General features: G+C 66.7%; 19 protein-coding genes and 1 pseudogene. 7 read left to right on the forward strand and 13 right to left on the reverse strand.

The features are described 5' to 3' along the window. Positions 1 to 2: 2 nt before the first annotated feature. From GM1_RS14365 to pheS, 3 genes are read right to left on the reverse strand one after another with little or no spacing between them, the layout of a single operon-like run. The gene (locus tag GM1_RS14365; RefSeq protein ID WP_008379935.1) at positions 3 to 1,142 is read right to left on the reverse strand and encodes a metallophosphoesterase; all 1,140 of its coding nucleotides are present in this window, start codon (positions 1,140 to 1,142) and stop codon (positions 3 to 5) included. After that, positions 1,139 to 3,619, reverse strand: a complete 2,481-nt coding sequence (gene pheT, locus GM1_RS14370; protein WP_008379937.1) for a phenylalanine--tRNA ligase subunit beta — start codon at positions 3,617 to 3,619, stop codon at positions 1,139 to 1,141. The genes GM1_RS14365 and pheT overlap by 4 nt, the downstream gene beginning before the upstream one ends. Before the next feature lie 34 nt (positions 3,620 to 3,653). After that, complete coding sequence (gene pheS, locus GM1_RS14375; protein ID WP_223291441.1) at positions 3,654 to 4,658, reverse strand: phenylalanine--tRNA ligase subunit alpha; 1,005 nt, start codon at positions 4,656 to 4,658, stop codon at positions 3,654 to 3,656. Positions 4,659 to 4,897: 239 nt separating this feature from the next. Between pheS and GM1_RS14380 the strand changes: the two genes are divergently transcribed. The 3 genes and pseudogenes from GM1_RS14380 to GM1_RS14385 all read left to right on the forward strand — a co-directional run bounded on the left by GM1_RS14380 (position 4,898) and on the right by GM1_RS14385 (position 9,608). Next, on the forward strand, positions 4,898 to 6,736 hold the full coding sequence (locus GM1_RS14380) for a protein kinase domain-containing protein (RefSeq protein WP_008379941.1): 1,839 nt from the start codon (positions 4,898 to 4,900) through the stop codon (positions 6,734 to 6,736). Then, positions 6,669 to 7,139: pseudogene (locus GM1_RS22960) on the forward strand (RCC1 domain-containing protein); the annotation flags it as partial. The gene GM1_RS14380 and the pseudogene GM1_RS22960, both read left to right, overlap by 68 nt. Positions 7,140 to 7,259: 120 nt before the next feature. After that, positions 7,260 to 9,608, forward strand: coding sequence for a protein kinase domain-containing protein (locus GM1_RS14385; RefSeq protein ID WP_008379945.1), 2,349 nt, complete (start codon positions 7,260 to 7,262; stop codon positions 9,606 to 9,608). Positions 9,609 to 9,676: 68 nt separating this feature from the next. Here the strand turns inward: GM1_RS14385 and GM1_RS14390 are convergent, their stop codons facing one another. The 8 genes from GM1_RS14390 to infC form a co-directional block, all read right to left on the reverse strand. After that, positions 9,677 to 10,660 carry an ABC transporter substrate-binding protein gene (locus GM1_RS14390; RefSeq protein ID WP_008379947.1) on the reverse strand — a complete coding sequence of 328 codons (984 nt, stop codon included), beginning with the start codon at positions 10,658 to 10,660 and terminating at the stop codon, positions 9,677 to 9,679. A 65-nt stretch (positions 10,661 to 10,725) separates the two neighbouring features. Beyond that, entirely contained in the window at positions 10,726 to 11,562 is an 837-nt protein-coding gene (locus tag GM1_RS14395; protein ID WP_008379948.1) for an ABC transporter ATP-binding protein, read from the reverse strand. Next, a complete protein-coding gene (locus GM1_RS14400; protein WP_008379950.1) occupies positions 11,559 to 12,629 on the reverse strand; it encodes a FecCD family ABC transporter permease in 1,071 nt (356 codons plus the stop codon). The genes GM1_RS14395 and GM1_RS14400 overlap by 4 nt, the downstream gene beginning before the upstream one ends. Continuing rightward, entirely contained in the window at positions 12,626 to 13,684 is a 1,059-nt protein-coding gene (locus GM1_RS14405) for a FecCD family ABC transporter permease (RefSeq protein WP_008379951.1), read from the reverse strand. The genes GM1_RS14400 and GM1_RS14405 overlap by 4 nt, the downstream gene beginning before the upstream one ends. A gap of 34 nt (positions 13,685 to 13,718) precedes the next feature. After that, complete coding sequence (locus GM1_RS14410; protein ID WP_157436035.1) at positions 13,719 to 14,513, reverse strand: TrmH family RNA methyltransferase; 795 nt, start codon at positions 14,511 to 14,513, stop codon at positions 13,719 to 13,721. Between the two features lie 42 nt (positions 14,514 to 14,555). Continuing rightward, complete coding sequence (rplT, locus tag GM1_RS14415; protein ID WP_008379955.1) at positions 14,556 to 14,936, reverse strand: 50S ribosomal protein L20; 381 nt, start codon at positions 14,934 to 14,936, stop codon at positions 14,556 to 14,558. A 40-nt stretch (positions 14,937 to 14,976) separates the two neighbouring features. After that, on the reverse strand, positions 14,977 to 15,171 hold the full coding sequence (rpmI, locus tag GM1_RS14420; protein ID WP_008379957.1) for a 50S ribosomal protein L35: 195 nt from the start codon (positions 15,169 to 15,171) through the stop codon (positions 14,977 to 14,979). Between the two features lie 86 nt (positions 15,172 to 15,257). Then, positions 15,258 to 15,824 carry a translation initiation factor IF-3 gene (gene infC, locus GM1_RS14425; protein ID WP_075051990.1) on the reverse strand — a complete coding sequence of 189 codons (567 nt, stop codon included), beginning with the start codon at positions 15,822 to 15,824 and terminating at the stop codon, positions 15,258 to 15,260. A gap of 241 nt (positions 15,825 to 16,065) precedes the next feature. Between infC and GM1_RS14430 the strand changes: the two genes are divergently transcribed. Together GM1_RS14430 and GM1_RS14435 are read left to right on the forward strand one after the other, a co-directional pair. Beyond that, the gene (locus GM1_RS14430) at positions 16,066 to 16,467 is read left to right on the forward strand and encodes a DUF1844 domain-containing protein (RefSeq protein ID WP_008379960.1); all 402 of its coding nucleotides are present in this window, start codon (positions 16,066 to 16,068) and stop codon (positions 16,465 to 16,467) included. Positions 16,468 to 16,509: 42 nt separating this feature from the next. Continuing rightward, on the forward strand, positions 16,510 to 16,815 hold the full coding sequence (locus tag GM1_RS14435) for a hypothetical protein (protein ID WP_008379962.1): 306 nt from the start codon (positions 16,510 to 16,512) through the stop codon (positions 16,813 to 16,815). Between the two features lie 14 nt (positions 16,816 to 16,829). Here GM1_RS14435 and GM1_RS14440 read toward each other — a convergent pair whose 3' ends face one another. Continuing rightward, positions 16,830 to 17,777, reverse strand: coding sequence for an esterase/lipase family protein (locus GM1_RS14440; protein WP_008379963.1), 948 nt, complete (start codon positions 17,775 to 17,777; stop codon positions 16,830 to 16,832). 40 nt (positions 17,778 to 17,817) lie between these two features. Next, the gene (uvrA, locus tag GM1_RS14445) at positions 17,818 to 20,691 is read right to left on the reverse strand and encodes an excinuclease ABC subunit UvrA (RefSeq protein WP_008379965.1); all 2,874 of its coding nucleotides are present in this window, start codon (positions 20,689 to 20,691) and stop codon (positions 17,818 to 17,820) included. Between the two features lie 117 nt (positions 20,692 to 20,808). On the opposite strand from uvrA, the gene GM1_RS14450 reads away from it, so the two are divergent. Both GM1_RS14450 and GM1_RS21620 read left to right on the forward strand, forming a co-directional pair. Beyond that, a complete protein-coding gene (locus tag GM1_RS14450; protein ID WP_008379966.1) occupies positions 20,809 to 21,501 on the forward strand; it encodes an MBL fold metallo-hydrolase in 693 nt (230 codons plus the stop codon). Positions 21,502 to 21,630: 129 nt separating this feature from the next. Further along, positions 21,631 to 22,362, forward strand: coding sequence for a DoxX family protein (locus GM1_RS21620; RefSeq protein WP_008379968.1), 732 nt, complete (start codon positions 21,631 to 21,633; stop codon positions 22,360 to 22,362). The last annotated feature ends 25 nt before the right edge of the window (positions 22,363 to 22,387 follow it).

Here is a 22,387-nt window from a genome sequence, read left to right on the forward strand (position 1 = left end):
AGTCACTGCCGCAGTGTCAGCACCGTGATCTCCGGGGGCGCCAACACCCGGACAGGCGGACCCCACGCACCTGTCCCCCGCGTCACGTACACCGGCGTTCCGTCGACGTCGCCCCAGCCGGCGCGCACCGGCTGCTGCAGCGCGACGATGTAGGTGTTCGGCCAGAGCTGACCGTCGTGCGTGTGGCCGGACAACTGCAGTTCGGCGCCCCCGTACTGGGCTGCGTCGAACGCCTGCTTCGGCTGGTGTGCAAGCAGGATCAGCGGCCGAGAGGTGTCACGGCCGCCGAGAGCGGCGCGGTAGTCGGGTTCGTACGGGGCGGGCGCGGTCGCGTCGTACACACCCGCCAGGTCGACCACACCGTCACCCTTGCGAAGTTCCACGCGCTGATTGCGCAGCACCGCGATGCCGAGCGTCTCCCAGAAGTCGAGCCACGCACCGCCGTCGTCGACGTAATACTCGTGGTTGCCGCTGATCGCGAACACGCCGAGTGGTGCGTGCAGATCACGGAGAGGCTCGAGGTCGGCGCCGACCTTCGCGACGGTGCCGTCGGTGAGGTCTCCGCCGAGCACGATCAGATCGGGGTCGGTCGCGTTGACCCGATCGACGACCTCACGAGTGAATCCGACGCCGCGCGCCGGACCGACGTGCACGTCGGTCACCAAGGCCACCCGGACGCCGTCGAACGAGGCGGGCAGCTTGGCGACCCGCGCGTCGACGTCGACGATCCGGGGGTTCGCGGCCTCCGTCAGTCCGTAGCCGGTCAGCGCCGACGCCACCACGACGACGACCGCAGTCGCCGGTGCGAGCACACGTCGACTCAATCCCCCGCCGGATTCACCACGCAGTCTTCGGCTGAGCCTGACGACGACGGATGCAAGACCGATCAGGACTATCCCGATCGCCAAGTAGTAGACGGCGGCCGCCCAGGTGAATCCGATGAAACCGATCGGCCGAGCCCACGACGGGTCGAGAGTGTCGCCGACCTGGAACGCAGCCGCCGTCGACGCCCCGAGCACCACAAGGGCGACGTTCGCGACCAGCGCCCGGCGTCCGGTGAGTCCGGGCGCCCTGACCAGCCTGCGATGCAGCCAGAAGGTGATCAGCGCGGCGACTGCGACCTCGACAACGGAGCGGATCACCGCAGGCGGGCTCCGACACGTTCCGTCGCACGCGCGACCGCTGACAGCTTGGCTGCGGTGGCGTCGTCCTCGGTGAGCGTCCGATCGTCGGCCCGGAAGGTGAGCGCGAACGTCAGCGACTTGTTGCCCTCGCCGACCTGCTCACCGGTGAACACGTCGAACAGGGTGATCGCTTCGAGCAGCTCGCCCGCGCCGTCACGAAGGGCGTCGAGCACCTGCTGGGCCGGGACCTCGGCAGCCACCACGACATTCACGTCCTGCAGAACTGCCGGGAAAGGCGACACCTTCGGCGACGGCAGCACCTGGACCAGCGGCAACGCGTCGACGTCGATCTCCACGGCGCACAGCCGTGCGGGCAAGCCGGAACGTTCGAGCACCGCCGGGTGGAGTTCACCGGCATGCCCGACGACCACTCCGTCGACCTCCAGACGTGCGCAACGACCGGGATGCCACGGAAGCTCGTCGTCGGCGACCAGCGTCAACTCGACGCCTGCGGCCGCAGCGATCTCGCGCGCGGCGGCGAACGCGTCGTACGCGTCGGCGGCGCGACCGGGACCCCACGGGCCCGCGGGATCGCGGAGTCCGGTGAGGACGGCGGCAGCGTGCAACGGCTGCCGCGGCAAAGACGCGTCGAGGGCGGCCAACTCGTCGTCGGTCGGACGTCCGCTCACATCCAGTGCGCCGACCGTCGGGCCCTGGTCACCGCTGAGGACGACCTGTCCGATCGTGTACAGCGCAAGGTCGCGGCGTCCTCGCGCGATGTTGCGCGCCGCCATCTCGAGCAGACCCGGCAGCAGAGTCGTATTCAGTTGGGGACGGTCGGACTCGAGCGGGTTCAGCACCGAGACCGCAGCCCGACGCGGATCGTCGTCCGCGAGACCCCAGGTGTCGAAGACACCCGCAGGCATGAAGGGATACGGAAGCACTTCGACGAAGCCGTCGGCAGCGAGTGCGACACCGATCGCCCGGCGGCGACGCTGCGCCGCCGTCAGTCCGGTGCCGCCGGGAGCGCGCGGAACAACGGCCGGAATGTCCTCGAGACCTTCCAGGCGCAGCACCTCTTCCACCAGATCTGCCCGCTGCCGCAGGTCGGGACGCCACGACGGCGGGGTCACCGCCAGCAACTCGCCGGAGTCGTCGACGGAGCAGCCGACTTCCCGCAACCGTGCGGCCGTGGTGCCTGCGGCATACGTCACGCCCGCGGTCGTGTCGGGCTCGTCGGCGGCGATCTGAATCGCGGCGACCGGCGCCACGTCGACGCGAACATCGGCGATCGGGCCTGCGACCTGTCCACCCGCCAGTTCGACGATCAGCGACGCGCCCCGATCGGAGGCCACCGCTGTCAGTTCCGGATCGACCAGACGCTCGAAGCGCTTCTGCGCCTCTGAGCTCATCTTGTGACGCTTGCCGGTCCGGAACACGCGGACCTGATCGAAGTTCGCAGCTTCCAGGAGGACCGTGGTCGTCGAATCGGTGACCTCGGTCGACGCGCCGCCCATCACACCGGCAAGTGCAATCGGGCCCGAGTCGTCGGCGATGACCACGTCTTCCGGGTCGAGCGTGCGGACCACCCCGTCGAGCGTCTCGAGAGTCTCGCCGACCCGCGCCGAGCGGACAGTGACCGTGCCCTGCACCTTGTCTGCGTCGAACGCGTGAAGCGGCTGGCCCAGTTCGATCATCACGTAGTTCGTGACGTCGACGATCGCCGAGATCGGCCGGATGCCAGCCACCATGAGCCGCTTGGCGATCCACCACGGCGACGACGCCGTCGCGTCGACCCCGGTGATCACCCGGCCGGTGTAGCGGGTCGCCGCACTGTCGGCGTCGATCGTGACGGGCCACGGCTCGCGGTCCACGTCGGCGGCGAGGGGCTCACCCGGCAGTCCGGCGTCGACGAACGGCACCGAGAACGCACTCGCCAGCTCGCGGCCGAGACCGCGCATCGAGAATGCGTACCCGCGGTCGGGCGTCACGTTGACGTCGATCGCCGTGTCGTCGAGACCGAGCACCTCGCGGGCGTCCGCGCCCGGCTTCGCCGTGCCGGGGGTCAGGACGAGGATGCCGGAATGGTCGTTGCCGACGCCGAGTTCGGTGACCGAGCAGATCATGCCGTCGGACGTCTTGCCGTACGTCTTGCGCGTCGCGATCTCGAACGGGCCAGGCAGGACGACTCCGGGAAGCGCGACGACGACGAGGTCGCCGACTGCGAAGTTCCGCGCGCCGCACACGATGTCGCGGGGCGCGTCCTCCCCGACGTCCACCTGGCAGAAGCGGATCGGCTTCTTGAACTCGGTGAGCTCTTCGATCGCGGCGACGCGGCCGACGACGAGCGGCCCGGTGATCTCCGGGAACGGCTCGACGTCCTCGATCTCGAAACCGACGCGGACGAAGCCGGCGTCGATAGCGGCGGTCGACGCCGACCAGTCGGGGGTGCCCTTCTGCAGGACTTCGGTCAGCCAGGACTGTGGGAGTCGCACGGGGTAACCAATCTTCTTTCGTGTCGAACGGGTCTTAGAAGGCGGGGCCGAACGGGACGGTGAAGCGCACGTCGCCCTCCACCATGTCGCGCATGTCGGGCAGGTCGTTGCGGAACTGCAAGGTGCGTTCCAGACCCATTCCGAACGCAAAGCCCGAATAGACGTCGGGGTCGATTCCGTTGGCCCGCAGCACGTTCGGGTTGACCATTCCGCAGCCGCCCCACTCCACCCAGCCGGGTCCGCCCTTCTTGGCGGGGAACCAGACGTCCACTTCGGCGGACGGCTCGGTGAACGGGAAGTAGCTGGCGCGCATGCGGGTGGTGGTGTCCGGGCCGAACAACGCCTTCGCGAACACCTCGAGCGTGCCGCGCAGATTGGCCATGGTGAGCCCCTTGTCGACGGCCAGACCCTCGATCTGGTGGAACACCGGCGTGTGCGTCGCATCGAGTTCGTCGGTGCGGAAGGTGCGGCCGGGGCACGCCACGTAGATCGGCACGTCACGGTTCAGCATGGATCGGACCTGCACCGGAGAGGTGTGGGTCCGCAGCACCTGACGCGAGCCCTCGGGCGCGATGTAGAACGTGTCCTGCATCGACCGGGCCGGGTGGTCCGGCAGGAAGTTGAGCGCGTCGAAGTTGTAGTGCTCAGTCTCCACCTCGGGACCTTCGGCGATCTCCCAGCCCATGCCGACGAACACGTCGGCGACCTGCTCGGCGATCACCGTGATCGGGTGACGCGCGCCGGTCCGGCGGCGATCTGCGGGAAGCGTGACGTCGATCGACTCGGCCACCAGGACAGCCGCGTCCCGTTCGGCCGTCAGCACGGCGGTCCGCTCGTCCAGGGCTGAGGCGACTTGCGCCCGGAACACGTTGACGAGCTTGCCCGCCTCAGCGCGTTCACTCTTCGGGATCGAGCCGAGAGCACGACGCGCGAGGGCGATCGGCGACTTGTCGCCGACGTGGGCGATCTTCGCGGTTGCGAGCTGGTCGAGGTCGGCCGCTGCGGCGAACGCTGCGCGCGCCTCGTCGACGACCGACACGAGCTGCTGCTCGGTCGGGAACTCATTGGCTTCGCTTGGGGTACTGACGTCGGCCACCTGGCTCGCATCTCCTACACCTGGGGTGGAAAAGGACCCTTTCAGGGTAGTCGACCGTGCGATGACGCCCCGACACGGTCGACCCGGCGACACGTCGCGTATCCGAACGACATCGTCACGGAGTCGTACATCTCACGCGATAAGGTCGACTCGTTCTGAATCGACCGAGGGGGATTTCTCGCGTGCCTGCCCAACCTGGTACCACCATTGCCGGCTACCGGATCGTCTCGCTGCTCGGCTCCGGCGGCATGGGAGACGTCTACGTCGTCGAGAACCCCCAGCTGCAACGCCGCGAGGCGATGAAGGTGATCTCCGTCGCCGGCGCGTCGAACCCCGAGTTCCAGGAGCGCTTCGCGAACGAGGCGAGGACCGCCGCCTCCCTGGACCACCCGAGCATCATCACGGTGCACAGCTACGGTGTCAGCACACCCGATTCGGCGGCGACCACGGGGCTGCCGTGGTTCACGATGAGCTACCTCGACGGCCCGGATCTCTCGGCGACACGATTGACACCTGCCGAGACCATTGACGCGATCACGCAGGTCGCGTCGGCACTCGACTACGCGCACGGACGCGACGTGGTGCACCGCGACGTCAAGCCCGCCAACATCGTCGTCACCCGCGATGGTCAGGGCCGGTTGGCTCGCGCGGTGGTCCTCGACTTCGGAATCGCCAAGCTGTCCGATTCACCGCAGCTCACGGCGATGAACTCCGTCGTCGGCACCATGGCGTACACGGCCCCGGAGATCATCTCCGGCCAGCCTGCGACCGGAAGATCCGACCAGTACTCACTCGCGTGCTCAGTGTTCGACGTGCTGTCGGGCCATGCGCCCTTCCGGGCCGAGACGGCCACCGCGTTGATGATGGCCCACGTTCAACAGCCCCCGCCCCCGCTCGGCCAGTCGCGGCCCGATCTCGCGCCACTCGGACCCGTCATCGAGCGCGCCATGGCGAAGAACCCCGCCGCCCGTTACCCGGACTGTGCGACGTTCGCCGCCGAACTCCGACGCGCCCTCGCGGAGACGGTGTCGGGCACAGTCGCCGGGGTTCACGCAGCACCGGGGCACGCTGCTCCCTCACAACCCACGACCCCGTCACCGCAGTCCTTCCACCCGGCCCCGAATCACCCCAGTGGCTCTGCTGCGGTGCCGCACCCGCAGTACCTGTCGAACCCGCAGGCGTCCAACCCCTCACAGCCGGGCCTGCCGTTCGGACCGCAGTTCACACAACCGAGGCCGGAGAGCAGGCGAGGGCTGTGGATCGGCCTCGCCGCCGCCGTCGTCGCGATACTGGCGGTCGCCGGGACATCTCCGCTCTGGTGGCCGTCGTCCGACGCTGGGCCGGCCGCCCCCACGGACAATCAGCAGATCTCCGCAGGGTTCGGCACCGTGTGCGCCATCAAAGATGGCGAGCTGTACTGCTGGGGCGACAACAGCACAGGGCAACTCGGCGACGGCACGACAACCAGTAGGTCGACGCCGACCAAAATCGCCCAGCTCAGCAATGTCACAGGAGTGACCGTCGGGGGTTTCGTCGGCGACAACAGCGCATATGTCACCACGACGTGTGCGATCGCCGACCGCGAGCTCCACTGCTGGGGCGCCAACGGAAACGGACAGATCGGCAACGGATCGGCCGACACATCACCCCACACCACCCCGACCAAGATCGCGAACCTCACGGACGTCACGTCGGTCGCCAACGGTTTCGGCGCCACGTGCGCGGTATCCGGCGGAGAAGTCTACTGCTGGGGTTATGGCGCCAACGGCCAGATCGGGAACGGCTCGACTGACAAACAGGTTCTCGCCCCGACAAAGGTGCCGGGGTTGAGCGAGGTGCGCGCGGTCCGAATGAACGGCGGGACTGCGTGCGCTGTCACCATGAATGAAGAACTGCACTGTTGGGGGCTCGAACAGCACCGGCCAACTCGGGGACGGCACCACTGCACAGCGATCGACACCTGTGAAAGTCTCCGGCCTGCAGAACGTGACATCGGTCGCACTTGGATTCAGTACCACTGACAAACGCGTCGTTGTCGACACCTGCGCGATCGCCGATGAAAAGCTCTACTGCTGGGGCAACGGCATACAAACGTCGCAGCAGTCGACGCCTGCGCTGGTCTCCAGCGTCGACGACGCCCGGTCAGTCAGCACCGACGTCGGCACAGTGTGTGTGACGGACAATGCCAATGCGATGTTCTGCTGGGGCAATAACCGTTTCGGCCAGGTCGGAAACGGAACGACGGAAACCGTGAAGACGCCGACCAAGATCCCCGGTCAGGAAGTGACGTCTGTGGCAGTCGGGTCGAGCACAACGTGTTCTCTCGGCGAAGCCGGCGCCTACTGCTGGGGCACCAACAATGCGAAGCAGCTCGGCGAGTCCGCTGGCGAGCGGGCCACGAATCCAGTCAAGATCACGTTCTGACCCGCATGCCCGGTCCGCAAGGGCGGCGTCCGGCTCGGCATCCCTCAGTCGAACGACCCGCACCACGTCCACGGTCTAGGCTGTACAAAATTCACGTCCGCCCCTCGAAAGGATCTCGACGTGCCAGCGCAACCGGGTAGCAAGATCGCCGGATACACAGTCGTCTCACTGCTCGGTTCGGGCGGCATGGGCGAGGTGTACCTCGTCGAGAACGACCAACTGCAGCGTCGAGAGGCGATGAAGGTCATCTCGGTGGCCGGCGCGTCGAATCCCGACTTCCAGCAGCGGTTCACCAACGAGGCCCGTACGGCGGCGTCGTTGGACCATCCGAGCATCATCACGATCCACAACCACGGCATCACCGACGAGTCGCCCTGGTATACGATGTCGTACCTCGAAGGCCCCGACCTGGCGTCCACTCGATTGACGCCCGCCGAGGTCGGAAACGTGCTGCGCCAGGTCGGCGACGCTCTCGACTACGCCCACCAGCATCATGTGGTGCACCGCGACATCAAACCCGCGAACATCGTCGTGACCCGTGACAAGGACGGTGCGATTCGCCGCGCCGTCGTCCTCGACTTCGGAATCGCGAAGCTGGCGAACTCTCCCCAGCTCACCGCGATGAACTCGATCGTCGGCACGATGACGTACACCGCACCCGAGGTGATCGGGGGCCAGACCGCCGGGCCCGCGGCCGACCAGTACTCGCTGGCGTGCGCGACGTACCAGATGCTCGCGGGCAACCCGCCGTTCGCCGCCGACAACGCGACCGCATTGATGATGGCGCACGTCCAGCAGCCTGCGCCGCACTTGGGAGCCCTCCGGCCAGACCTGGCCGCGGTCGGAGCGGTCCTGCAACGCGGAATGGCGAAGAACCCGGCCGAGCGGTTTCCTGACTGCAGCACGTTCGCAGCGGAGTTCAATCGGGCGTTGAGCACGACGAGTTCCGGCACACAGACCACGGTCGCGCCCACCCCGCAGGGCGGATTCGGCGCACCGTCCGGTTCGGCCGCGTTCAGCCCGATTCCGCAGTCTTCCGGCGGTTCGCACCCCTCGGGCCCCCAGGCGCCACCGTTCCCATCAGGACCCCAGTATCCGTCCGGGCCGCAGTATCAGTCCGGACCGCAGTATCAGTCGGGGCCGCAGTTCCAGGGTGCTCCCCCGCACGTGTCGGGCCCGCAGTTCCAGCCGGGTGCCCAGTTCCAGCCGCAGTCAGGTCAGTTCGGGCAACAACCGTACGGCGCATTCGGCGCAGCGCCGAAGAAGTCGAAGAAGGGCCTGTTCATCGGCCTGGCAGTGGTCGCCGTGCTGATCGTCGCGGTCGCGGGAACCTCGCCTCTGTGGTGGCCGTCGTCCGACGCACCGGCACGCGAGGCGTTGATCGCACCACTGCTCGCCAGCGCGAGCGGAACGACATGTGTCGTCGACGAGAAGAAGGAACTGTACTGTTGGGGCGACAATGAGCAGGGGCAGCTCGGCGACGGCTCGGAGAGCCGTCGTTCGACGCCGGCGAAGGTGGCCGGACTGACTGATGTCACCGCTGTCTCGGTCGGCGGTTACTCGCTCGACGGCGACTTCCGCGGCACGGCCTGCGCGGTCTCCGCGGGCGCAGGCTACTGCTGGGGCGCCGGACTGCTCGATCAGATCGGCGACGGCGGAAGCACCGACCGGTCGACTCCCACCAAGGTGCCCGGACTCGGAGTGGTCACCGGCATCGCCACATCCGACGGAAACACGTGCGCGATCTCCGACGGCGACGTGTTCTGCTGGGGATTCAACATCGACGGCCGACTCGGCACCGGCCCCGGCACCGCGGGTGTCAAAGCTCCGACGAAGGTCAGCGGCGTCTCCGGCGCCACCGCCATCGCGACCAATCTCAGCACCACGTGTGCGGTGGCGAGCGGTTCACTGTTCTGCTGGGGCGACAACGACCACGGGCAGATCGGCGACGGCACGACGACAACTCGTCAGTCCCCGACCAAGGTGACCGCGCTGTCGGACGTCACCGCGGTCTCGGTCGGCACAGGAACCGATGACGGAACTCCGTTCGCGAACACGTGCGCGGTGGCGGGCGGCGACGTCTACTGCTGGGGCGACAATTCCTACGGCCAGCTGGGCGACGGCGGGACCACTGATTCGACCAGCCCGAAGAAGGTCGCGGACATCTCGGGCGCGTCCAACGTGACGACCGACGTTGCGAGCACATGCGCCGTGATCGACGGCGCCGCCAAGTGCTGGGGCAACAACAGTCGTGGCCAGCTCGGCACGGGAGGCACGTCCAACGTGTCCGCACCTACTGAGGTGACGGGGCTCGGCGATGTGCGCCAGGTGGTCACCAGCTGGAGCATGACATGTGCGATCAGCGACGACAAGCGCTATTGCTGGGGACTCAACCGTGACAATCAGCTCGGTCGCCCGGACGTCTCCACGAGCGAGCAGACCACGCCGTTGGAGATCACGCTCGGCTGAGCGCAGCAACACGAGAAGACCCCCTGCACGCCGTTGTGCAGGGGGTCTTCTCAGCGCTGTGTCGGTTCTTACTTGACCGCGGCGAAAGCCGGGTTCAGCTTGTCGAGCAGCGCCGGGATCGAGAGCGCCGACGGCGTGTTGAGGCCGAAGATGTCGACATACGACGTCCAGGCGACCGCGCCGTTGCGCACCGAGGTGAGCGACTTGTACGACGGAAGGTTCTGCAGGGTGTTCTTCAGTTCGTCCGACACCGCGGCGATGACCAGCAGGTCGGAGTCCAGGATCTGGACGTTCTCCGGGCTGACCTGGAAACGCGGCGTGCCCTCTGCCTTGGCGCGATCAAGCTGCGCTTGAGGGAAGGACAGACCGAGTTCGGTGAACAGTGCCGCTGCACCGTCGTTGTTGTCGGCGAGCAGAGTGATCATCGTCGGAGACTGGAACGCCGCGAACGAGTAGGTCTTGCCGGCGAGCTTCGGGTTCTCCTTCTTGATCGACGCGATCTTGTCGTCGATCGACGTCTTGACCTCGGCTGCTTCGTCGGTCTTTCCGAGCGCCGTGCCTGCGGCGGCCAGCAGGTCCTGCCAGGAGTCGACCTGCTGCTTGCCGACGGCTGCGATCACTGGCACGCCGGTGTCCTGCAGCTTCTTGAGGGTCGGCGCATCGGTGATGCTTCCCTGGGTGAAGATGACGTCGGGATCGAGGTCTGCGATCTGGGTGACGATGTCCTTCTTCACGTCGATCTCCCGGCCGTCGCCGACCTTGCCCGCAAGCCACGGCGCGACGGTTCCGGTGGTCGCCTTCACCGCGTCGTAGTAGGCGACGGGCTGCTGGCCGAGCGCGACGACGGTCTCGGTCCACTGTGAGCCGATGGTGACGATCTTCTCCGGTGTGCCGTTGATCGTGACCGGACCGTTGGCGGTCTGGACCTGGACCGAGCCGGATGCGCCGTCGGAGGCGGTGTCGTCCGTCGACCCGCAGGCGCTGACGGCGACGACTGCGGTCGCCGCGGCGAAGGCGGCGAGGACGCGCCGTGTGGTGATGCTGACCTTCATGTGGTTCCAGACTCCTTGCTCATGCACTCCATCCAACCGACGAAGTAAGTGAGCCTAACCTTATATCAGACTGACGGCTTGCTGAGAAGGGTGCCCTTACGTCGACGCGCGGACGCGACGGTGGGGACCACGAGCGGTCCACCGGTCTCCGGATCGGTCAACACCTGCGCGGACAGGCCGAAGGCGTCACGCAGCACCTCGACGGTCAGCACCTCGGCCGGGGTTCCTCGCGTCAGTACGACGCCGTCGCGCATCACGATGAGGTGATCGCTCGACCGCGCCGCCAGATTGAGATCGTGCAACACCATGACCACGGTCTTTCCGTGATCGTCACGAAGTTCGTCGACGAGGTCGAGGACGTCGACCGCGTGCGCCAGGTCGAGGTAGGTCGTCGGCTCGTCCAGCAACACGAGGTCGGTGTCCTGCGCGAGCGTCATCGCGATCCATGCTCGTTGTCGCTGACCACCGGACAGATCCTCGACCGGACGATCCGCGAGGTCGAGAATCGAGGTGAGGCGCATGGCGCGCGACACCGCTTCCTCGTCGTCGGAGCTCCACTGGCGGTACCACGATTGGTACGGGGACCGCCCGCGGGAGACGAGGTCGAGAACGGAGAGGCCAGACGGCGCGATCGGATTCTGCGGCAGCATGGCGAGCCGTCGGGCGATGTCTCGCGGCCGCAGCGAGGCCAGGTCGACACCATCGAGGCGGACGTGTCCTGCGGCGGGAGTCAGCAGCTTCGACAGGGTCCGGAGCAGTGTCGACTTGCCGCATCCGTTGGGGCCGATGATCGTGGTGACCTCGCCCGCGGCGATGTCCACGTCGAGGTCCGCGACGACGATGTCGCCGTTGTAGCCGACCGACAGTCCATGTGCCGACAGGATCGGGTTGGTGGTGGTCACAGACGTCCCTTCATCTTGGCGATCACGAGTGATGCGACGAGCACGGGCCCGCCCACTCCGGCGGTCACGACCCCGACGGGAATGCTGCTGGGCAGCACCGTTCGGCAGAGGAGTTCACTGAGCAGAACGAGCAGTGCGCCGCAGAGACCACTGGTCAACGGCCCTGGCACCGTCCCGCCCGCCACGCGCAGCGCGATCTGAGGCGCGAGGAGCGCGACAAACGCTATCGGCCCCACACCCGACACCGCGACTCCGGCGACCACAACGCCGATCGCCATCGTGACGCCTGTTGTGAGGGCGGGTCGGGTACCGAACGACCGGGCGAGGTCCTCACCCATGCTGATGGCCGCCAGGCGTGCGCGCAGCAGCAGCGAGGCGACGATGCCGATCGGCACCACGACCAGCACCGGCGTCAGGGTGTCCCAGGACGCCCCCGACAGGGATCCGACGATCCACCGTTGCGCCTCTTCAACCTCCCAGACTTGTGCGCGCGTCAGCAGGTAGCTGGTGAGCGCAGTGAAGAACCAGGTGGCGGCCACGCCGACGAGCACCAGGCGTGTCGTCTCCAACCCGTTCTTCCACGCGAGCGCGTACATGGCCAGCGCGGTCCCCGCCGCACCGACGAGGGCGGCGCCGGGAACACCGATGCCGTCGAACCAGGCGCCCCACGACCCTGCGAAGGCGATGGCCAACACCACCATCGTCGACGCCCCTGCTGTGATGCCGAGCATGTCTGGCGTGGCCAGCGGATTGCGTGCCACGGTCTGCATGTTCGCACCGGCCACGGCGAGCCCGGCGCCGGCGAACGCGCCGAGCAGGACGATCGGGAGCTGTCCGTCGACGATCGCCTGACGAGGAAGACGTCCGCCACCGCCGAACAGCGCCTTCGTGACCACGTCCGGGGGCAGCGTCTCGATGTACAGCAGTCCGAATCCGAGTGCGGCCACCGATGCTGCGAGCACCAGCCCGACGACCACAGCACGCGGTCGCACGATGACGCTCACCAGTCCGGCGCGGATCACGTTGCGCCTCAGGGGCCGGTGGCCCACGTCGAGGGTTGCGGTCACAGGGTCACCAGCTTCTTCCGACGAATGATCGCGATGAACACGGGCGCTCCCACCGCCGCGAGCACAACCGCCACGGAGATCTCCCCCGGGCTGCCCAGGACGCGGCCGATCACATCGCAGTAGAGGAGGAGACACGCACCGAGCACCGCCGAGAACGGCACCATCAGGCGGTAATCGGGTCCGGTGAACACGCGCGCGACATGTGGGACCACCAGTCCGAGAAAGGCGATCGGCCCACAGGCTGCGGTCGCAGCGCCTGCGAGGACCGCGACCGCGGCGACGCCGGAGAATCGGATCCATCCGACGCGCGACCCGAGGGATTTCGCAACCGAATCGCCGAGCGCGAGGATGTTGAGGAAGTAACCGCCTGCGAAGGCGACGACCAGGCCGACGACGATGAACGGTGCGGCCGCGCCGACGACGTCCCAGTCCCGTCCGCCGGTGGCGCCGACGTTCCAGTACCTCCACGCGTCGAGCGAGCGCACATCGGACAGCACGATCGCTGAGGTCACCGCCACGAGGAACGCCGACATGCCCGCACCGGACAGAATGAGTGTGAGCGGCGAACCGGCTCCCCCGCCGACTGCGAACGCGAACACCGCGGCCGCAGCGATCAGGGCGCCCGCCATGCCGAACCACATGTAGGCCCACGGGGATGCGACGCCGAAGGCGAAGACGCCGACGACAACGCCAAGGCTCGCTCCCCCGTTGACGCCGAGCATCCCCGGATCGGCGAGCGGGTTTCTGGTGTGGCCCTGAACGAGAGCGCCTGCCGCACCCAGTGCCAGCCCGACGAGGAGCCCGAGAACGGTACGGGGGATGCGCTGGGAGAACACGATGTCGTTGGCTCGAGTCAACCCGGTCGACGACGCGAGTTGATCGGCCGACGCCCACAGGGAGGTCCACGCGTCACCGACAGACAGGTGCTCACCCGAACCGAAGAGCACCGAGACCACGAGGCCGCCGGTGAGCGCGATCAGGCCGAGCACAAATCCGATCGCGGTGCGCGACGCGGTCCGCTGCAGCGGTTCGGCGACGGCCTTGGTCACGGTCATCGCATTAGGTTAGCCGAACCTATTTCATAGTGTTCTACGAACCCTGGGCTCGTGCGCTGGCGTACAGGCAGATCGCGCTTGCGGCAGCGAGGTTCAAACTCTCCGCACGACCGCGAATCGGAATGGACAGACGGTGATCGGCGCCCGCGAGGAGTTCTGCAGGAAGTCCGTGCGCTTCGTTGCCGAACAACCAGGCGTGTGGTCCGGCGAGGACGGACGCAGCATCGTCCAACGACAACTCGCCGTCCATCGTGGTGGCGAGAGTGACGATCCCGCGTCGACGGACGGCTTCGAGAGCACGCTGCACGTTCACCTCGCGGACCACCGGGATATGGAAGATGCTGCCCGCTGAAGCACGAACCGCCTTGGCATTGTGCGGGTCGACGGTGTCGCCGAGCAGCAGCACGGCGTCGGCGCCCATCGCGTCAGCGCACCGAGTGAGCGTGCCGACGTTGCCGGGCTCGCGCGGCTCAACGGCCACGACAAGCAGGGTCGGGTCGCCGGCGAGCACGTCGTCGAGGTCGGTCGTGACGAGTGTGCACTCGGCGAACACACCGGGCGCGGTCGTCGTCTCGGACAGCCTGTCGGCGGCCTTGTCCGACAACCAGTACAACGGAATGTCCGCTTCGAGCACTCGGTCGACAAGCCCGACGTGCTTGTGGGAGTCGGAGTCGCGTACCAGAACAGACAGGACCCGGCCCGTCGACAAGGCGGCGTCGACCGAGTTGAATCCTTCGACGAGGAATCTCCCCTCGGCTTTGCGCGCCGAGGCCCGTCGATACTTGACCAAAGAGACGACCCGCGACGAACGTTCGGAGAGAACGTCCATCGCGGGTCGATACGAGTTCATATCTCGCGTCTGCTCAGATGATCAGGCAACCGGAGCGTTGACGTCGGCAGGCAGTGCTGCGCGAGCAATCTCGACGAGGCCGGTGAAGGCTGCCGGGTCGGTGACGGCGATATCGGCGAGCACCTTGCGGTCCACCTCGACCTCAGCCAGCTTGAGGCCCTGGATGAAGCGGTTGTAGGTGATGTCGTTGGCGCGGGCAGCCGCGTTGATGCGGGTGATCCACAGCTTGCGGAAGTCGCCCTTGCGAGCCTTGCGGTCGCGGTAGGCGTAGGTCAGCGAGTGGAGCTGCTGCTCCTTGGCCTTGCGGTAGAGGCGCGACCGCTGTCCGCGGTAGCCCTTCGATGCCTCCAGAACGGAGCGGCGCTTCTTCTGGGCGTTGACGGCCCTTTTCACACGTGCCATTAGTCAGTAATCCTTTTACGTCTTAGTCGTCAGGGGAAGATCAGCGGTTGAGCAGTCGCTTGATGCGCGGGGCGTCGTTCTCGCTGACGACCTCGGTACCGCTCATACGACGGGTGACACGCGACGACTTGTGCTCCAGAAGGTGGCGCTTGCCTGCCTTCTCGCGGACGATCTTGCCGCTGCCGGTCACCTTGAAACGCTTCGCGGTGCCCTTGTGGGTCTTGCTCTTCGGCATGGTTTTCCTTAATTCGGGCGAACTCCACCGGCACCGCCCTCGCGGTGCTCGTGTGGAATCCACTGGTGCGGATGTGGTGCTGCGGCCTATTCGGCGGTCTGCTGGGCCTTGACCCGGGTCTTCGCGCCCTTGTGCGGGGCGAGGACCATCGTCATGTTGCGGCCGTCCTGCTTCGCCGAGGTCTCGACGAAGCCGTACTCGGCGACGTCGTTGCCCAGGCGCTGCAGCAGTCGGAAGCCCAGTTCGGGGCGGGACTGCTCGCGGCCGCGGAACATGATGGTGACCTTCACCTTGGAACCCGCCTCGAGGAACCGGACGACGTGACCCTTCTTGGTCTCGTAGTCGTGGTCGTCGATCTTCGGGCGGAGCTTCTGCTCCTTGATGACGGTCATCTGCTGATTACGGCGCGATTCGCGCTGCTTCTGCGCTGCCTCGTACTTAAACTTGCCGTAGTCCATGATCTTGCACACGGGCGGGCGAGCGTCAGGCGCCACCTCGACCAGGTCCAGGTCGGCTTCGTAAGCCAGGCGGAGCGCATCTTCAACACGCACGATGCCCACCTGCTCTCCCCCGGGACCGACAAGACGGACCTCGGGAACGCGGATGCGCTCGTTGATGCGGGTTTCAGTGCTGATGTGGCCTCCTCGATAAATGTGTACTCACGTGGCCGGCCAGAAAATACTGGCAGCAGGAGACATCGAGACCGAAAAACACTCGCCACGCGCGGAGCCAACCGAGACGAAGTATCATCTCGCTGCTCCGTCGTCTCGCGACGGTGTGACCGGAACCGGACAACTCCTCACCCGAAGGCGCGTGTCGTACGGTGGGACCTCGAACATCCTCTTGCTACCCCGGGGTTAGCCGGAGCGGTCATGCTGTGAAAGTCTAACAGGCGTGAGCGCTAACTCCTATTCGACCGGCCAGCCCTCCTCTGACGACGCGCATACGCACGTCGCTCCAGGAGGAGCCGAAGACGTCAACGTCCGCGAGCTCGCGACCATTCCCGCGGTCGAGGTGACGACCCGTGCAGCGATCATGCTGATGAGCGCTGCGGCCGAGAAGATCGGCCCGGACGCGGGTGGCGAGGAGGAGCACAAGGACCTCCCGGAAGCACGTGCCCTGATCACCGCACTCGCAGGCCTCGTGACGGCGGCATCGATGGATCTCGGTCTCCATCGCAAGCCGATCCAGGACGGACTCAAGGCCCTGCAGCTCGCGTTCCGCGAGGCGTCGTCGTACCCCGACGCTCCCGGCGAGGGTCCCGGCGAGAAGTACACCGGCCCGGTCAAAGGCTGAGCGTTCGGATCGGCGGCGCGGCGGTCGGACTACGCTGGTCCCATGACCACAGGTGACGACGATCTGGAACCGATCGACGCGGAGATCGTCGAACCGGTCGGCTCGCCCGACTTCACTCCGACGGTTACCGCACCGTCGTTCTCCGACGTCACCGGCTACACCGAGGCGGGTGTTCCGACGTTCGACCATGTCCGAGACAAGATCGAGAAGCGGACCACCACGGCGATCGGCAGCCAGGAGCTCTCCGAGATGAGTCGCGAAGCGGCCGAGCTCGATGAGGCGATGGCCAAGCGTGACGAAGCTGCGAAGAAGAAGCTCGACGAGATGCGGAAGTCTCTCGGCTTGTGACCAGCGGGTCGTGATCAACCGCCGGTGATCGGTGCGACGGGCACGCACGGCACCGGACGGGGATGCGCCGGGTCGAGTGCGTTCAGCACGATGGCTGCACTCCGCCGGTTCGAAGTAATCGACATGTGGTCCGACCTGTCTTTTGCACATCCGTCCTGGACGACGATGTTCGTGACGTGTGTACCGGCTGGTCCGGGGAGCAGTCCGGCGGTGTACGGCGTCACCATCTCGTCGTCGCGGGTCACGATGTTGGTGTAGCGAACCCCCGGGAGATAGGGCGTCGGCAGTCGGACGGCACGGTTGAAGTTCAGGTCCGCAGGCGGCGGCGTGCACTCCGAGCATGCCGGTCTCGTCTGCTCCGGAATGCCGAGGCGTGCGCGGAAGTCGGCGATCATCTCCCCTCGAGCGTCGTCTTCATCGGGTCCCTGTCGCCAGTAGGGCGCGAGGGAGACGTAGTGGGCGACCCGCCCTCGCCCACCGAGGTACTTCATCCAATAGACGCCCATCTCGGTGCCGAGCGAGTGTCCGACGATGTCGAGTTGCGTCGCACCGGTCCTGGTCAGGACCTCATCGGCGAACATTTTCACATCCCATGCACTGTCCGGCTTCGGGCCGAGGCCACCGAGTGCCGACGCAGGCCACGCCGTCGACAGTTTCCCGTAGGTCGGCGCGTAGACGCAGTATCCCTCACGTGTCAGGACCGCGGCGATGCTCGCCCAGTTCGTCTGACGACCTCCCCCGCTGCCATGCAGCAGCATCACCGGGCGGGGGTGACGGGGGCTCGGACGGCACGAGTAGTCGTTGGTCCCTGGAAGACTCCCACCCGGGTTGGTCAACTCGGCCCGGATGCCGTCGAGAAAGTTGTACGCGACCGGAACCGCTTGAGCGGGGGCACCGACAAGGCCCGCAGCGAGCAGTGCCACGATGCTCGCCGCGAGCAGCTTCGAGACGCTCCTGATCATGCAGCCAGGCTAGCCCCGGTCCGCAGGATCTGAGGTCCGATCAGCCGACCTCTTCGACTGCGGGCAGGAGGTCGGCGATGAATCCACCCGTGTGCGACGCCGCGACAGCTGCCACGTCCTCCGGCGTGCCCTGGGCGACGACGGTGCCACCACCGCTGCCGCCCTCGGGTCCCATGTCGACAATCCAGTCCGCGGTCTTGATGACATCGAGATTGTGCTCGATGACGATGACCGTGTTGCCTTTGTCGACGAGTCCGTTGATCACCAGGAGCAGCTTCCGGATGTCTTCGAAGTGCAGGCCGGTGGTCGGTTCGTCGAGGATGTAGATCGTCCGCCCCGTCGACCGCTTCTGCAGTTCGGCGGCCAGCTTCACACGCTGAGCCTCGCCACCGGACAGGGTCGGCGCAGGCTGGCCGAGCCGGACGTAACCGAGGCCGACGTCGACCAGCGTCTTGAGGTACCGGTGGATAGACGTGACCGGCTCGAAGAAGTCGGCGGCCTCGTCGATCGGCATGTCGAGGACCTCGGCGATCGTCTTGCCCTTGTAGTGCACTTCGAGCGTCTCGCGGTTGTAGCGGGCGCCGTGACAGACCTCGCACGGAACGTACACGTCGGGCAGGAAGTTCATCTCGATCTTGATGGTGCCTTCACCCATGCACGCCTCGCAGCGTCCGCCCTTGACGTTGAAGGAGAACCGACCGGGCTGGTAGCCGCGCACCTTGGCCTCGGTGGTCGCGGCGAACAGCGTGCGGACCTTGTCGAAGACGCCGGTGTACGTGGCCGGGTTCGACCGCGGAGTGCGGCCGATCGGCGACTGATCGACCTGAACGAGCTTGTCGAGCTGTTCGACGCCCTTGATCCGAGTGTGATGCCCCGGAACCTGCCGGGCGCCGTTCAGCTTGTTCGCCAGAACGGTCGCGAGGATGTCGTTCACGAGCGTCGACTTGCCCGAACCGGACACACCGGTGACCGCTGTCAGGACGCCGAGCGGGAAAGACACGTCGATGCCGTCGAGGTTGTTCTCGCGGGCGCCGACGACCGTCAGCTGACGCTTCTTGTCGACGGGCCGTCGGATCGCCGGAACCTCGAGCGCTTCGCGGCCCGACAGATATGCGCCGGTCAACGACTCCCGATTGTCGAGCAGCCCCTGGTAGTCGCCGCTGTGCACCACACGACCACCGTGCTCCCCCGCGCGCGGGCCGATGTCGACGATCCAGTCGGCGGCCCGGATCGTGTCCTCGTCGTGTTCGACGACGATCAGAGTGTTTCCGAGGTCGCGGAGTCGGACGAGGGTGTCGATAAGCCTGCGGTTGTCTCGCTGGTGGAGGCCGATCGAAGGCTCATCGAGCACGTAGAGCACACCGGCCAGACCTGCGCCGATCTGAGTGGCCAGGCGGATGCGCTGGGCCTCGCCACCGGACAGCGAGCCCGCGGCCCGAGACAGCGACAAGTACTCGAGTCCGACGTCGAGCAGGAAGCGGATGCGTGCTTGGACCTCTTTGAGGACTCGGCCGGCGATCGCGGCCTCACGTTCCCCGAGTGCGAGCCCGTCGAGGTAGTCGGCACATTCGGCGACCGACAGAGCGGTGACGTCGGCGATCGACTTCGGTCCGTGGACGGGGTGATCGAGCGTGACGGCGAGGATCTCAGGACGCAATCGGGTACCCGAGCACGCACCGCAGGGCACGTCGCGCATGTAGCCCTCGTACCTGTCCTTCATCTGCTCGGACTCGGTCGTGTCGGCTCGGCGTGACAGGAACGCCATGACGCCCTCGAACTCGGTGTAGTACGAGCGCGTGCGCCCGTACCGGTTCTTGAACTTGACGTGCACCTGATGGTCCGAGCCGTTGAGCAACGCCTTGCGTGCGTTGCGCGGCAGTTTGTTCCACGGTGTGTCGACGTCGAAGCCCATCTGGTCGCCGAGTCCTTCGACGAGTCGGAGGAAGTAGCTCGCGTTGTGCCCACTCGACCAGGGTGCGATCGCGCCGTCTCTGAGCGTGGTGTCCGGGTCGGGGACGACGAGGCTCTCGTCGACCTCCTTCTGAACACCGAGACCGTCGCACTCCGGGCATGCGCCGAAGGGCGAGTTGAACGAGAACGACCGAGGTTCGAGATCGTCGATGGCGATGGGATGAGCGTTCGGGCAGGCCATCTTCTCGGAGAAGCGGCGCTCGCGGTCGGCGTCGTTCTCATCGAGGTCGACGAAGTCGAGAACGACGATCCCGTCGGCGACGCGCAGAGCAGTCTCGATCGAGTCGGTGAGTCGCTGTTTCGCCGACGGCTTCACGACGAGTCGGTCGACGACCACGTCGACATCGTGCTTCTCCTGCTTCTTCAGCTTCGGCGGATCAGCGAGCTGGTGGACGACACCGTCGATGCGTGCGCGGGCGAAACCCTGTGTCTGCAGATCCGTGAACAGATCGACGAACTCGCCCTTGCGTGTGCGGACGACGGGCGCGAGGACCTGGAAGCGTGTGCCCTCGTCCATCGCGAGGATCTGATCGACGATCTGCTGCGGCGTCTGACGAGCGATCTTCTCGCCGCACACCGGGCAGTGGGCGGTGCCTGCTCGCGCGTACAGCAACCGCAGGTAGTCGTAGACCTCGGTGATCGTGCCGACCGTCGACCGCGGGTTGCGGTTGGTCGATTTCTGGTCGATCGACACTGCAGGCGAGAGACCTTCGATGAAGTCGACGTCCGGCTTGTCCATCTGACCGAGGAACTGCCGCGCGTACGCCGACAGCGATTCGACGTATCGTCGTTGGCCTTCGGCGAAGATCGTGTCGAACGCCAACGACGACTTGCCCGACCCCGACAGGCCGGTGAAGACGATCAGCGAGTCGCGCGGCAGATCGACGTCGATCCCCCGCAGATTGTGCTCGCGCGCGCCACGAACGATGAGCCGATCAACCACTAGTTTTCCTCACATTGCACGACTATCTTCCCCGGTCGACCACAGTACGCGGACCCTCTGACAATTCCGGTCGAGCGCGCATCGGACTGTGTCTGAGGCGACAGCTACGGTGGAGCCATGACGCAGCAGATCACAGTCTCCGACGACTACACCGGCGCCGTCTCGTCCGACGGCGAGCAGCAGAATCTCGCACAACGCCGGACACTCGACAACGCGACGATCGTCAAGGTGTCGGTCGGTCCGATGGACAACAACTCCTACCTCGTCACCGACACCGCCACCGGCGAGGCTCTGCTCATCGATGCCGCAAACGACGCGGGTGTGCTGCTGACGCTCACCGACCAGGAGGCGGGCACCGTGCGTCAGATCGTCACCACGCACGGGCACTTCGACCACTGGCAGGCTCTCATCGAGGTGCGCGACGGGCTCGACGTCCCGCACGCGATCGGCCATGACGACGCTGGTGATCTGCCCATCACCCCTGATCGTCGTCTCTCCGACGGAGACACGATCGACGTCGGCGAGCTGACGTTGGAGGTGATCGGCATCCGCGGCCACACCCCGGGCTCGGTCACGCTGGTGCTCACCGAGAAGTCCGGTCGTGCGCACCTGTTCACCGGCGATTCCTTGTTTCCCGGCGGTGTCGGCAAGACGTGGCAGCCGGGCGATTTCGAGGTGCTCCTCGGCGACGTCGAGACCAAGCTCTTCGGCCGATTCGACGACGCCGACGTTTATCCGGGCCACGGCAAGGACACCACTCTCGCCGCCGAGCGTCCTTCCATTCCGGAATGGCGCGAGCGCGGCTGGTAGGAGCGATCGGCCGCCGTGGGTCACGTTTACCGCGGCGGCGAAATGGGTACCGTCGAGAGGGACGGCGTCTTCGATCCAGAACCGACGCGCGCCGTTCCACACCGCTCGACGAGACGAAAGGCATACGCCATGATCCTTCGACGAATCGCACGTCCGCTGCTCGGAACGGCTTTCATCGCGTCCGGAATCGACGCCGTCACAGCCCCTGGCGGTCCAGCGCGAACAGCTGAACCACTTCTGGAGAACGTCCCCGCCGACACCGAGACCGTCATTCGCGTGGCAGGCGCCGTGCAGGTCGGCGCCGGACTCGCGCTGGCTTTCGGCAAGGCGCCGCGTATCGCGTCCACCGTGCTCGCCGGGACCCTTGTCCCGACCACCGTCTTCGCCAGCGATTTCTGGAACGAGAACGACCCGGCGGTCCGGAGCGCCAAGCAGTCGGCGTTCGTGAAGAACCTCGGTCTTCTCGGTGGCGTGCTGATCGCGTCCGCGGACACCGAGGGACGCCCTTCGTTGGGTTGGCGCGGACGGCGCCGGTTGGTCGACGCTCGCGAGTCGATCGTCGAGGCCCTGCCCGGAGAGTCGGGGCAGGACACGTTCACGGCATCGGTGAACAAGGCGGAGCACTGGGCGCATCAGGCCGCCGATCGTGTGCCGACCGACAAGATCGCGGCGAACGCGTCAACGCTGGCCGCCTCGGCCAAGTCCCGCGCCGAGGAGTTGGCGCACACCGTCGCGGACCGAGCGCCCGAGGTGTTGGACGCGACCCGCCATCGCGCAGAGCAGTGGGCCGGCGAAGTCGCCCAGCATGCACCCGAGGCCGCGGACACCGCGCGCCGATGGCGACGATCGCTCGCACGCTGACCGCGTGAGCCGGTGGCCACGCCGG

Source organism: Gordonia malaquae NBRC 108250, assembly GCF_000344135.1.
Classification (GTDB): domain Bacteria; phylum Actinomycetota; class Actinomycetes; order Mycobacteriales; family Mycobacteriaceae; genus Gordonia; species Gordonia malaquae.